Annotated in this window: 14 protein-coding genes and 1 tRNA gene; 9 read left to right on the top strand and 6 right to left on the bottom strand. The window is 44.7% G+C overall.

Annotated elements, in window-relative coordinates; all coding sequences use genetic code 11:
- On the top strand, positions 1-274 hold a 274-nt coding region (mraW, locus tag AC4II3_RS26190; protein ID WP_490722932.1), incomplete at its 5' end, for a 16S rRNA (cytosine(1402)-N(4))-methyltransferase.
- On the opposite strand, the gene AC4II3_RS26195 is transcribed toward mraW, so the two are convergent.
- Together AC4II3_RS26195 and AC4II3_RS26200 are read right to left on the bottom strand one after the other, a co-directional pair.
- Complete coding sequence (locus AC4II3_RS26195; RefSeq protein WP_131827025.1) at positions 248-553, bottom strand: hypothetical protein; 306 nt, start codon at positions 551-553, stop codon at positions 248-250. The two genes, mraW and AC4II3_RS26195, sit on opposite strands and share 27 nt — an antisense overlap.
- 59 nt (positions 554-612) lie before the next feature.
- Positions 613-735, bottom strand: a complete 123-nt coding sequence (locus tag AC4II3_RS26200; protein ID WP_488008077.1) for a hypothetical protein — start codon at positions 733-735, stop codon at positions 613-615.
- Between the two features lie 88 nt (positions 736-823).
- Between AC4II3_RS26200 and AC4II3_RS26205 the strand changes: the two genes are divergently transcribed.
- From AC4II3_RS26205 to AC4II3_RS26215, 3 genes are read left to right on the top strand one after another with little or no spacing between them, the layout of a single operon-like run.
- On the top strand, positions 824-964 hold the full coding sequence (locus AC4II3_RS26205) for a hypothetical protein (RefSeq protein ID WP_488008075.1): 141 nt from the start codon (positions 824-826) through the stop codon (positions 962-964).
- Positions 961-2,289: a P-loop NTPase family protein gene (locus AC4II3_RS26210; RefSeq protein WP_488008073.1), complete on the top strand. Its 1,329-nt coding sequence runs from the start codon at positions 961-963 to the stop codon at positions 2,287-2,289. Before AC4II3_RS26205 ends, AC4II3_RS26210 begins: the two co-directional genes overlap by 4 nt.
- A gap of 18 nt (positions 2,290-2,307) precedes the next feature.
- Positions 2,308-5,022: a tetratricopeptide repeat protein gene (locus tag AC4II3_RS26215; RefSeq protein ID WP_488008071.1), complete on the top strand. Its 2,715-nt coding sequence runs from the start codon at positions 2,308-2,310 to the stop codon at positions 5,020-5,022.
- A 200-nt stretch (positions 5,023-5,222) separates the two neighbouring features.
- Here the strand turns inward: AC4II3_RS26215 and AC4II3_RS26220 are convergent, their stop codons facing one another.
- Positions 5,223-5,348: a hypothetical protein gene (locus tag AC4II3_RS26220; RefSeq protein WP_267873693.1), complete on the bottom strand. Its 126-nt coding sequence runs from the start codon at positions 5,346-5,348 to the stop codon at positions 5,223-5,225.
- Positions 5,349-6,316: 968 nt separating this feature from the next.
- On the opposite strand from AC4II3_RS26220, the gene AC4II3_RS26225 reads away from it, so the two are divergent.
- Positions 6,317-6,781, top strand: a complete 465-nt coding sequence (locus tag AC4II3_RS26225; RefSeq protein ID WP_488008068.1) for a pentapeptide repeat-containing protein — start codon at positions 6,317-6,319, stop codon at positions 6,779-6,781.
- 19 nt (positions 6,782-6,800) lie between these two features.
- A complete protein-coding gene (locus tag AC4II3_RS26230; RefSeq protein WP_488008105.1) occupies positions 6,801-7,466 on the top strand; it encodes a molybdenum cofactor guanylyltransferase in 666 nt (221 codons plus the stop codon).
- 24 nt (positions 7,467-7,490) lie between these two features.
- On the opposite strand, the gene AC4II3_RS26235 is transcribed toward AC4II3_RS26230, so the two are convergent.
- A tRNA-Thr gene (locus AC4II3_RS26235) sits at positions 7,491-7,563 on the bottom strand.
- A 420-nt stretch (positions 7,564-7,983) separates the two neighbouring features.
- Here AC4II3_RS26235 and AC4II3_RS26240 point away from each other — a divergent pair.
- Complete coding sequence (locus AC4II3_RS26240; protein ID WP_293061237.1) at positions 7,984-8,148, top strand: ribbon-helix-helix domain-containing protein; 165 nt, start codon at positions 7,984-7,986, stop codon at positions 8,146-8,148.
- Positions 8,149-8,390: 242 nt separating this feature from the next.
- On the opposite strand, the gene AC4II3_RS26245 is transcribed toward AC4II3_RS26240, so the two are convergent.
- Both AC4II3_RS26245 and AC4II3_RS26250 read right to left on the bottom strand, forming a co-directional pair.
- The gene (locus AC4II3_RS26245) at positions 8,391-8,690 is read right to left on the bottom strand and encodes a Dabb family protein (protein ID WP_488008066.1); all 300 of its coding nucleotides are present in this window, start codon (positions 8,688-8,690) and stop codon (positions 8,391-8,393) included.
- Between the two features lie 155 nt (positions 8,691-8,845).
- Positions 8,846-10,438: a Na+/H+ antiporter gene (locus AC4II3_RS26250; RefSeq protein WP_488008064.1), complete on the bottom strand. Its 1,593-nt coding sequence runs from the start codon at positions 10,436-10,438 to the stop codon at positions 8,846-8,848.
- A gap of 97 nt (positions 10,439-10,535) precedes the next feature.
- Between AC4II3_RS26250 and AC4II3_RS26255 the strand changes: the two genes are divergently transcribed.
- Entirely contained in the window at positions 10,536-12,221 is a 1,686-nt protein-coding gene (locus tag AC4II3_RS26255) for a SpoIIE family protein phosphatase (RefSeq protein ID WP_488008103.1), read from the top strand.
- Positions 12,222-12,224: 3 nt separating this feature from the next.
- Positions 12,225-12,641 (top strand): ATP-binding protein, encoded by a 417-nt coding sequence (locus AC4II3_RS26260; RefSeq protein WP_488008062.1) that lies wholly within the window; start codon positions 12,225-12,227, stop codon positions 12,639-12,641.
- Positions 12,642-12,765 lie beyond the last annotated feature (124 nt).

Consider the following 12,765-nt stretch of genomic DNA (forward strand, 5'->3'; position numbering starts at 1 on the left):
CCACGCTACGGGATTGGCCTTGGCCTTTGGGCCACGCGGGGCGCGTTTGGCCAGGCTACGCGATCGCATCTTAATGTTCCCCCTAAATTTGGAAGACCGGATTCTTAAGCACCGATTCCGGAATTTGTCAAAGAATTGCTCACTATTGCGAATGCTAACTAAAAAGCCAACTGTAGCACAAGCTGACGAAATCCAGCATAACTCTCGTGCTCGCTCCGCAGCACTCAACACTGACCCACTTAGGGCTCTAGTCTCGGGATGGGGCTGGTGCTAACAGTCCAGCCAAGGAACCCAAAGAACCAGTGCCAATCCCCACCAGGATATCAGGAACATCTTTACCCGCTACAGCTAGTCCGATGGCACCTGTGACAGTTACCAGCATGGTACCGCCCAAAGCAGTGACCACAATCCGGTAAATCCAACGGTCTGTTTCTAGAGGTGGACCAAGCCTACGGATAGTTTCCACTGGGTCTCTCTTGATTTCTTCCGCAAGTTCTGGATCTTTAGATACCCGTTCTACTAGTTCATTCATGGATTTAACTGGTTTCATCATAGTGAGCTTTTTGTGAATCTAAAACTAAATACAGCTCGATTGCTCTCAATTCCTGATGTTTAGGGATTAGACTTCGTAGGAGTTGTGGGGAATCGGGAATCGGGAATCGGGAATCGGGAATCGGGGAGAAGAATTGAGGCAAACAGTATGATAAAAGCGATCCAGCCACCTAGGGTTGTCACCCGATTACACCATCTCCCCAGTCCCTCTAGTTAAACTACTACTGATACTAAAGATCTGGCACGAGTACAAAAAAACTTAATAACGGACGTGATAACAATCAATTTCAGTACTGAAAGCGTCAAATCTTATCACTTATACCTGCTCCCTACTCCCTACTCCCTACTCCCTACTCCCTACTCCCTATTCCCTACTCCCTACTCCCTACTCCCTATTCCCTTCCCTCTATGACTGATTTACTGGAAAACCTCTACAATGCCTTTGATCCCTCCCAACCGTTACCGGCAGGGGACCCGGTTTATGTCGATTGTCGGGAAGTGCGGGGGGATGGAGAGATCCAAGTAGATTTAGGGAAAGAGATGTTGCTTTCTAAGCGAGAGACCTATCATTTATATGGAGGTCATCGGGGGGCAGGAAAATCTACGGAATTGTTCCGATTGAAGCAATATTTGGAACAAAATAACTTCTATGTGGTGTATTTTGCCGCAGATGAAGAAGATGTGGACTCCGAAGATACTCAATATACCGATATTCTGCTCGCCTGTACTCGCCATTTGCTCGAAGACCTCAAGGATAGTGCTAATCCCAGGCCGTTGCTGAACTGGCTGGAAAGCCGCTGGCAAGAGTTAAAAGATTTGGCCCTGACTGAATTAGCATTTGATGGACTAAGTGCAGAAGCAAAAATCTCTCAGTATGGCAAGCTAACTGCTAATTTAAGAGCTGTACCAACATTGCGTCAACAGATTCGACAGAAAATTAATCCCCACACCGTTACCCTACTAAAGGCGTTGAATCAATTTATTACAGAAGCCAAACAGAACTTACCAGCTGGATGTACTAAATTAGCAGTGATTGCGGATAATTTAGACCGGATTGTGCCAGTTATCCAAGAGAGTAACCAAACTAATCATGAAGAAATTTTTTTAGACCGTAGTGAACAATTAAAAGGATTAAAGTGCCATATTGTCTACACAGTTCCGATTTCAATGCTTTACTCCAAGCGAACCAATGATTTGCGAGATATCTATGGTGATGCCCAGGTGTTACCGATGATTATGGTACGCACTAAAGAGGGTAACCTCTATCAGCCTGGATTCAATAAAGTTAAAGAAGTGATTAGCAAGCGAGTCGGCCAATTTGCTCCCAATCTCTCCCTAGAAACTGACATATTTGAAAGTCCAGAAGCCTTAGAGCGCTTGTGTTTTATGAGTGGAGGTCATGTGCGGAATTTGCTATTATTAATCCAAACCGCCATTGCTCGCACCGAAACCTTACCAATTTCCCTCAGAGCAGTGCAACGAGCGATTACTGATGCACGAGATACCTATCGCCGAACCGTTCAGGATGGACAGTGGTCGGTTTTAGCCGATGTTTACCGCTCCAAGCAGATACACAATAATGACCAGTATCGTCAGTTATTATTTAATCGCTGTTTGTTAGAGTATCAATACTTCGATGACGAAGGAGAAAGACAGTGTTGGTACGATGTTCATCCCCTGATTAAAGGGATTAAGCAATTTCAAGATGCCTATGCTCAACTAGACTCACAGCCGTAATGAGAACTGCAACAACTAATGGTAAGCTTTACTGATGCGGACGAGGATTTACCTCCAGCGAGTCCAGAAGAACAATATCAAGACTTACTCCGTGCCGTTCGACGCCGTAGAGGGTTTGGATTATTATTTGTCCGTTGTTCTCCCGCAGAAGCAGAGAAGTTGGTTAAGCAGGTTAAGCAGGATTTGCCTCAGAAAACAATAGAGGTGTTGCGCTTCGAGGAACCCATTGATAATTTATACGGCATTGTTCAGGATCGCCGCGACAGGGAGCATATCAATGTTTTATTTATCCAAGGTCTAGAATATTCGTTTTATAAGTATGAACAGACGAAACTTCAGCAGGGATGGGATAACAAAGCAATTTATTCCTATAGTTGGAAAGGCGTTCCTCATATTTTAAATCATCTCAACCAACACAGAGAACGATTTCGAGAGGATTTTAAAATTTGTTTTGTGTTTCTCTTACGGTCATTTTCCCTGAATTATTTTATCCACCGCGCTCCCGACTTTTTTGACTGGCGTTCTGGTCTGTTTGACTTTCCTAGCAAATCAGAGGAGTGTCAACAAGAAGACTTTCAGAATCAGTCTTTGAATCCTGAAGAACGAAGTAAACAAATTATCGCGATTAAAGAACGCCTGGAAGCAGAGCCTCAAACCCCTGAGGAGCAAGCCGATTTACTAGTTGAACTAGGAATGCTACTGGTTGCTGCCCAAGAGTATGAAGATGCGATCGCTAACTTCGACCAAGCTTTGGAAATTAAACCGGATGATCACCAAGCTTGGTACAGCCGGGGGGTTGCCCTATCGATATTAGGACGTTTGGAAGCAGGGATTAAATCGTTTGACCAAGCTTTAAAATTTAAACCCGATGACCACCAAGCTTGGTACAACCGGGGGCTTGCCCTATCGGAATTAGGACAAAAACAAGCAGCGATTGAGTCCTATGAGCAAGCTTTGAAAATTAAACCCGATGACCACCTAGCTTGGTATAACCGGGGGAATGCCTTACAGAAATTAGGACGAAACGAAGCAGCGATTGAGTCCTTTGACCAAGCTTTGAAATTTAAAGCCGATCACCACCAAGCTTGGAACAACCGGGGGAATGCCTTACGGAAATTAGGACAAAACAAAGCAGCGATCGCTAACTTCGACCAAGCTTTGAAAATTAAACCCGATGACCACCTAGCTTGGTACAACCGGGGGAATGCCTTACAGAAATTAGGACAAAAACAAGCAGCGATTGAATCCTTTGACCAAGCTTTGAAAATTAAACCGGATTACCACATAGCTTGGAACAACCGGGGGTTTGCCCTATGGGAATTAGGACTAAATGAAGCAGCCATCGATTCGTTTGACCAAGCTTTGAAAATCCAACCCGATGACCACATAGCTTGGAACAACCGGGGGCTTGCCCTATCGGAATTAGGACAAAATAAAGCAGCGATCGATTCGTTTGACCAAGCTTTGAAAATCCAACCCGATGACCACCTAGCTTGGTACAACCGGGGGATTGCCCTACGGAAATTAGGACGAAACGAAGCAGCGATTGAATCCTATGACCAAGCTTTGAAATTTAAACCCGATTACCACCAAGCTTGGAATAACCGGGGGATTGTCTTATCGAAGTTAGGACGAAATGAAGAAGCCATCAATTCCTATCACCAAGCTGTGAAAATTAAACCGGATTTCCAGCAAGCTTGGAATAACCTGGGGAATGTCTTATCGGATTTAGGACGAAACGAAGCAGCGATTGAATCCTATGACCAAGCTTTGAAAATTAAACCGGATCTCCACCAAGCTTGGTACAAGCGAGGGAATGCCCTATCGAAATTAGGACTAAACCAAGCAGCGATTGAATCCTTTGACCAAGCTTTGAAAATTAAACCCGATGACCACCAAGCTTGGAACAACCGGGGGATTGCCCTATGGGATTTAGGACAAAAAGAAGCAGCGATTGCATCGTTTGGCCAAGCTTTGAAATTTAAACATGATTACCACGAAGCTTGGCACAACCAGGGGAATGCTCTATCGGATTTAGGACTAAACGAAGCAGCGATTGAATCCTTTGACCAAGCTTTGAAATTTAAACCCGATCTTCACCAAGCTTTGAATAACCGGGGAATTGCTGTATGGCAATTACTACGACATGAAGAAGCTATCGATTCCTATGACCAAGCTGTTAAAATCAAACCCGATGACCACCAAGCTTGGTACAAGTGGGGAAATTACCTATCGGATTTAGGACGAAATAAAGCAGCGATTTATTCCTATGATCAAGCTTTGAAAATCAAATCGGATTTCCAATATGCTTGGAACAACCGGGGTATTGCGCTATCGGATTTAGGACAAAAAGAAGCAGCAATTGATTCCTATGAGCAAGCTTTGAAAATTAAACCGGATGACCAGGATGCTTGGTACAACCGGGGTATTGCCCTATCGGATTTAGGACGAAATGAAGAAGCGATTGAGTCCTATGATAAAGCTGTGAGAATTAAACCCGATGATCACCAAGCTTGGTACCACAAAGCCTGCTGTTATGCCTTACAAGGAAATGTAGACTTAGCCCTTGATAACTTGAAACAGGCCATTACTCTCAATCCTGAAGAATATCGAGAGATGGCAAAAACTGAGTCAGATTTTGACACCATTCGCTCAGATCAGCGGTTTCAGGGGTTGATTAATATCAACTCGGGAATCGGGAGTCGGGAGTCGGGAGTTGGGAGTTGGGAATAGGGAATAGGGAATAGGGAAAAAAATCTGTATACCTCATTACTATAAGAAACGCTATAGCAATGGGTGTAATGCTCTTAACAACTTCAACGAACAAAGCATTGCTAATACCAATATTAAACTATACTCTTGCTCCCCATCTCCCCATCTCCCCATCTCCCCATCTCCCCATCTCCCTATCTCCCCACACCCAACCCTATCGCTTATTCCAATTGCCGTTCCGAGGGTGTTATGGTGTCCATCAAGCCTTCAAAGGTACCAGAATTGACAATAAAATACAACAATCCAGCAAACACTAGAAGAGCTAGAAGCATGGAACAACCGCGCATATCCTTCTCCTCCTTTAATTTATGAGCACTATCAGCATTATTCCACAAGGTTGTTACCTTAGCGGACAGGCAATTACCGTCAAAGCAACAACCCTGCGGGGTTAAAAGCAACGGAGTTAAATAGGTTTAAACCTAATATTTTCCGCTACTGAATTAATTATATTTAATTCTGGTCAAAGAATAAACGTTTTTGTATCAATTTGTCATTAACTGTGTAACGAAGTGTGAAAACCTATCGTAAGCATATGCGCTACGCCCAGGCTACGCCAACAGCTATCAGCTAATGGGCTACGCGCACGCTACTTGAGGTGCTATCAGCGTCGAAGTCTGTGCCAAGCTGTTCGGTGTAGCGTGCGCGTAACACATATGCTTACATCTCAGTTCCCTGGCCTTTTGGCCTTTAGGCCACGCTACGCGAACGGCCACGCTACGCGAATGCCCAAGGGAGGAATTTATAGTATTTGGCTTTGAATCCGTTGAACTCGTCAGCCGAATACCTTGTTTTAAGCTGACAGCTGACAGCACCTCAAGTAGCGTGGCCAACGGCCAACGGCTGACGGCTTACCTAAATACTTTGCCAAGAGGTATATTAGATAACAGATTTACGGTATTAGTCACAGGATTTTTCACAAATCAATTATGATTGCTATATTAGCGGTTTCACAAAATACTTAATTTTAATAATTTATTAATTAAATCTTTACATTATGGGAATTGGTGAAACCAGATAGGGTGGGAAAAGATAGTATAGCTAGTTACAAATTAAATCTACGACATATATGCTAAACAATCAGCAATATGTCGTAAAAATTAGCAATTTTGAAAAGATAGGCTGGTTTTTTATTAGAATTTGAGGTAATTTAATTCGACAATAAATCTAAGTGATCAACCAAAGCCGTTGATGCCATCAGGGTGCTGAGCATTTCATAGTTGTATTCGTGTATTTCAGAGTGTATTTCGAGTAGTAAATGGAATTCCTTGAACTAGTTAAGGGTGTTGCTCTAGAGCCAACTGACAATTCACTTAGAATTGACCTGAAGGATGCCAACTTAAGGGGTGCTGACCTCAGGGGTGTTGACTTAAGGGGTGCTGACTTAAGCAGAGCTGACCTAAGTGATGCCAATCTCAAGGGTGCCCTGCTCAACGGAGCTGATTTGAGTCGTGCCTACCTCAGATGTGCGGATCTCAGTGATGCTAACCTCAGTGATGCCAACTTGATGGGTACTTATCTGAGTCGTACTGACCTCAGTCGTGCTAACCTAAGTGGTGCCAACCTGAGTAATGCCAACCTGATTGGTAGTCGAGTAGAGAGTACTCAGTTTGGAGATAACTTAGGAATATCTAAGGATCTCAAGCATGACCTAAAGCGACGAGGGGCAATTTTTTTTGAGGAGTCTCCCAGTCTACGTTCTGGAATGCTTGCCTGTTCGTGACCAAGCCATGGGCAGCGCTATGCCAAGTACTAATTACCACTTAGCCCTCTCAGGGATTGTCCTTGCAGGAGGGCTAAGCTCTCGTATGGGTAGGGATAAAGCTTTAATTCAGGTTGAGGGTGTCCCCTTACTGCGCAGAGTGTGTGATGTTGCCCTCAGCTGTATTGGTCAAGTCTCTGGTCAAGTCTCGGGTCAGGTCTATATAGTCACTCCCTGGCCAGAACGATACGTGGATATCTTACCTGAGACTTGTCGTCTGCTGCGGGAAGTCCCATTACCAGAAGAGAGTAGACCTCATGGTCCTTTGGTAGGATTTGCTCAAGGATTAGCTCATGTTGAAACAGATTGGGTACTGTTACTGGCTTGTGATTTACCCCAATTAAAAGCAGAGGTTGTGCAAGGTTGGCTCAAGCAGTTGGAGCAGACTCGGGAAAATGCGATTGACCAAAGGTCACGCTACGCGAACGCACTATTGCCACGAAACCCCAAGGGCTGGGAACCCCTGTGCGGTTTTTACCGACGCCAGTGTCTACCGAGCCTCACTGAGTTTATCAATCAAGGGGGACGGTCATTTCAGCGTTGGTTGGCCCAGCAGCCAGTACAGGAGTTGCGAGTCAGTGACACTAGGCCATTTTTTAACTGCAATACCCCTGCTGACCTAGAACATTTGGAAATACAGGATTAAGCACATATAACTATTGTTTTGATAAGCTGGTGACAGGATTCGAACCTGCGGCCAGCTGATTACAAATCAGCTGCTCTACCAACTGAGCTACACCAGCAACTCGTCTTAGTATAACACCTAGCACAACAACAAGCATAACACTAATTATAATACTAGGCAATAGGTTAAGTATAACACGACTAGTGACTAAGGATCTAGTGAAAGCTTCCCATCACCCCACACCCTACACGCCACACCTCACAATCACGTTGGTGATCGGGTGATGTTTAGCAATATTTTTTAATGTCCTAGTCACATCCTGCCGACGCTGACCCCGACTGTTACAGCACAGGACTGATAGCCCCCCAGACCCTAACCTAGTTAACTTTCGCTCTTGGTTAGGGAAAAAGCTACCTATCGATTGGGTGTGCAGAAAGCTTTCTATTACAATTTATGGAATAACATATAGTTTCTTTTTATTTGTGTTAATTTATGTTTATTTGGGTAAAAACCCAGAGTAAAAATTATTATTAATGATATGGCTAAAGTAACTGTAACTCTCTATATGGAAGAAAAAGACAAAGAAGCCCTTCAACGATTGGCAGATGCGGAGGAGCGCTCCTTGTCCCAAATGGCAGTACTAATTCTTAAACGAGCGATTAAAAAAGCTGAGCAGGCAGGAGACATACCACCCAAAGACTAATGAACAGTGTGGGGTGTAGGGTGTAGGGTGTAGGGTGTAGGGTTTAGGGTGTAGGGTGTAGGAAAAACTTTTTTTTGGAACTAAGGCAATCATTGTCTTAATGCACTTGCTCATGGGGATTTCCCCCTGTTCCCTTGCTGCATCGCTTCTGGATTTATGTGTACAGCTACCCCACACCCCACACCCCATACCCCACACCCCACACCCCACAAACCCTCAGTTCCTGTGCTCTATCTTTGAGGCTACTTAACTTCGTAATCCACTGCGATGACGTCTCCTCGGATAGGTTTGATATACTTCTCGGCTACTTCCTGGTGGGCTGGGTGATCCGCATAGGTACTCAAAGCGTCGCAATCGAGAAGTTGCACTCTCAACACATGCTGAAATCCCTGAGACCTGAGGGGGGAAAAGTTCTCTCCACAGGAAAGTTCTACAATCCCAGGAATTTGGTCTTTCAGGGCCAGGAGTCCATTCATAGCTAATGCGATCGCATCCGCTGAAGCCTCTTCTTTCCACTTGAACAAAACAATATGCTCGATCATCTTTACTTAAAAGTTCCTAAATTCCCATTACCACAGGCCAGGTGCTAAACACAAAAACAATTACTGTACTTAGAGCCAGCAAGCCTTCAATTAAATTGCCAATTAGCGACCCTCTCGCCCCAGACTCTTCTAAATTACCTTTAATCATTCCACAATTAGGTCACATTCTCAATCTCAATGGTTTTCTGATCTGCCTCAATAAGTACCTGCTGCATAATCGGTGAAAGGTTTTCATTGAGCCGTCCAGAACGAATAAATTCGGCGTAGGTATCAGCTTCAATATCTAACATGGTTTCTTGAAGTTGCTCAAGCTCAAGAGTTTCGAGTTCAGGGTGGTTACTCCGTAACTCCTTAATTTCATTGTTAATGGTTGTCAGTTGGGTATCGATAAGTTTGGTTTGATAGCGCCACAGGTCCGAATCGATTTCTGTAGTCTTTAAGCCCTCCTCAAGATAATTTCTGACCCGATTCAGGGCGATGCGACGGGCAAGGACTTCAGAATATTGCTGACGTAGGGGTTGGTCACCAATTAAATTTAACTTTTCGAGAAACCATCGAGTGGTTAACCCCTGGACTAGCAGGGTAAACAGTACCACGCCAAACACAGTTTCGATAATATCTTGTCGTCCTTCTAACACAACTGGCACACTTAAGGCCAGAGCAATGGAAACCGAACCTCGCAAGCCACCCCACCATAGGACGGTTTGTTCCCGCCAACCAATTTGAGAGTTGGCCAAGATATTGCTGAGTGCGCCCAAACCATAAATTGCGATCGCTCTGGTGAGTAGTACAGCCAAGATAGTAACTGCAATTAATTTGATATTTTGCCCTAAACTAGCTATTTTAATTTGGTCACCAATCAGTAGAAAGACAATCGAGTTCACAAAAAAGGCTAAAAAGTCCCAAAACTCAGAGACAATCAACCGGGTACGGGGGTTCATACCAATGCGGGAGCCAAAATTGCCCAAGATCACCCCAACGGTGACTACCCCAATCACACCGGATCCCCCTAGTTCTTCCACAATTAAATAAGTGCCATAAGCAGAAACCAAGGTCAGGGATTGCTCCACCAGGGGTAAATCAAAGCGTTGGGTGGCGTAGGAAATTCCAAAACCAATGATGCAACCGATGCCAATCCCAATCCCCACAAACCCTAAGAAACGGGCAACACTAGTGGCAATAGAAAATTCTTCTAGTCCTAGGGGTAGTCCGACTAATAAACTAAAAGCAACCACCGCTACCCCATCATTAAATAGGCTTTCCCCCTCCATCAGCGTTTTCAGCCGTTTATCCGCACCCAATTCCCGAAAGAGGGCAATAACCGAAACTGGGTCAGTGGCAGAAAGACTGGCTCCAACCAACAAAGCAATGGTCAGGGGTAGTCCTGTCAGCTGATTGATAGCAAAGGCAATGCCAACTACAGAAATAATTACCCCAGCGATCGCAAATAGACTCACGGGGACCAAATCCCGTCGTAAGTCCCGCCAGCGGATATTCCAAGCGGCTTCAAAGAGTAGGGGGGGTAGGAAAATTTCCAGAATCAGTTCTGGTGATAAGTTAACCAGTCGGACATCCACAAAGGCCAAGGCTAACCCAACAATTACCAGTAATAGGGTGTAAGGAATTTTACGGAACCAGGAAAAGATCCGAGATAAGGTTGCCACACTTAAAGACACCGACAGCACTAGGAGAAACTGTTCGAGGTTTTGCTTAATGGCGACTTCGCCGACAGTGGACTCTAGGGACATACAGAAACTCCAAGGTAAACTCAAAAGGGAAAGCCTCCTGCCCATGCCTAAAATCACAGGGGTTTTCGGTTTTCCCCTTACCAAACCACAATTGCTGATGAGTCAGGGAAATCAAGACAAACTCAAATTGATGGTAGTAGACGATGAGTCTGACAACTTAGATCTACTTTACAGAACCTTCCGCCGAAAATTTCAAGTGTTCAGAGCTAATGATGCCATAACCGCTTTAGATATTTTGGACACTGAAGGAGAGATGGCGATTATTATCTCAGATCAGCGCCTAGGGGGAATGAATGGCACAGAATTCTTGAGCAGGACAGTAGAACGTTTTCCAGATACAATTCGCATCCTGTTGACTGCCTACACAGATATAGAAGATTTGGTGGAAGCGATTAACTCAGGTCAGGTCTATAAATACATCACAAAGCCTTGGCAAGGTGAGGAACTAAAAGCAGTGGTGCGACAAGCTGCGGAAACTTACCAAGTCCTAAAAAAAAGAACCAGGGAACTTTCTCGGGCCTTACGACGGGAAGAATTGTTCAATATGGTGACAACAGCAATTCGAGAATCCCTAGATTATAGTAATCTACTGCAAAAGGTAGTGACCACCATGGGTCAAGCCTTTGATGCTACCGCTTGTATCCTGCAACCGGTAGAGTTCAACCAACTCACACCAGAATGTTTCACCTACAAGGTTTCTGGGGATGGCAATACACCTCATATCCCTAATGCTGATTTGATGATACAACAGGTATTAGAGAAACCCGAAACTAAGTTGTGGCAAGAAACAAGGGATGGTCAGAATTCGGTGCATTTGATCGTTCCTCTACCGGACCAACAACAGATCTTAGGGGTGTTGTGTCTATACCAGCAAAAGAGTGAGGGGTCTTGGAATACAGACGATATCCAGCTTATAGAAGCCGTTGCTAAACAAGCAGCGTTAGCGATTTCTCAGGCAAAACTACTCCAACGCACCCAGTTACAGGCTCAGCAGATGCGGGATGAACTAGATGTAGCTCGCCAGATTCAGAATAATTTGCTGCGTCAGAGTTGGCCAAAGATGGAACAGGTGCGAGTGCAAGCTCACTGCACCCCAGCGCGACAGGTTGGTGGGGATTTTTTTGAAGTCTATGTTCATCCCCAAGGAGATATATGGCTAGCAGTTGGAGATGTCTCCGGTAAAGGCGTACCTGCTGCCTTATTTATGACCAGTGCCATGTCGATGTTACGACGGGAACTTGCTCAAGAAACATCCCCAGACCCAAAAACAGTGATCCAAAATCTTAACCACACCATGTCAGATGACCTTTATAATACCAACCGTTTTATTACCCTGGTGTTGGCTCGTTATACCCCTGAGAAACAACAGTTAGTTTACGCTAATGCTGGTCATACCTATCCTATGGTTTGGTCTGATCACCAAGTAGTCCAACAACACTCAGAATCAAAAACTCCCGAGCCGACTTACCTAGAGGTTCGGGGTATTCCCTTGGGAATTTTGCCAATTTGGCAGGCGGAATCAGGACATTTAAGATTAAATTCAGGTAGCATCCTGCTACTAACAAGTGATGGAATTACCGAAGCAACCCTGAATCCACTGACAGGTAGTTCATCCAATGGGTCAACCAGCACCAGCTCTAGGCTTGAGTCATCCGGTCTTTGGCAGCTTCTGCTTCAACAACCTGCTCCCTTTGACCTGAGTCATTTATTAGCTCGGATTCGAGAGCGTACCAACCCGATTCAGGAAGACGACCAAACCCTAGTATCTCTGGAGATATTGTAGTGGATGAAAACAGAACTACAGATACCGAGTGACCTGAAGTTTTTGAGCATTGTCGAAAACTGGTTTCTAGGGATTTTGCAGGTTGAACTCGGAAATCGTGTTGATTGGCCTAGTCTATCCAATCGTTTGCGATTGGTGTTAGTGGAAGCTTACTCTAACGTAGTTCGTCATGCTCATCGTGATCAACCCAATTTACCGGTCTTGATTTGCCTAGAACTCAAAGAACGGGATATTGCTCTGGAGATTTGGGATTATGGTCAAGGATTTGATCCATCCAGTTATGCAGCACCAAATCCAGGTGATTTACAGGAAAATGGCTATGGCTGGCTAATTATCCATCGACTAATGGATCGGGTGGAGTATCGCTTACAGGTCAATGGTCGGAATTGCCTGGAGTTGCAAGTCAGTTTAGCCAAGTAGCCCATTTGTATCTGGGTTGTAAACACAGGATTTGCGGAAAAAGGCAAGAGGCAATAGGCAACAGGCAATAGGCAACAGGCAATAGGCAATAGGCAATAGGCAATAGGCAATAGGCAATAGGCAA

This window comes from Moorena sp., assembly GCF_982860115.1.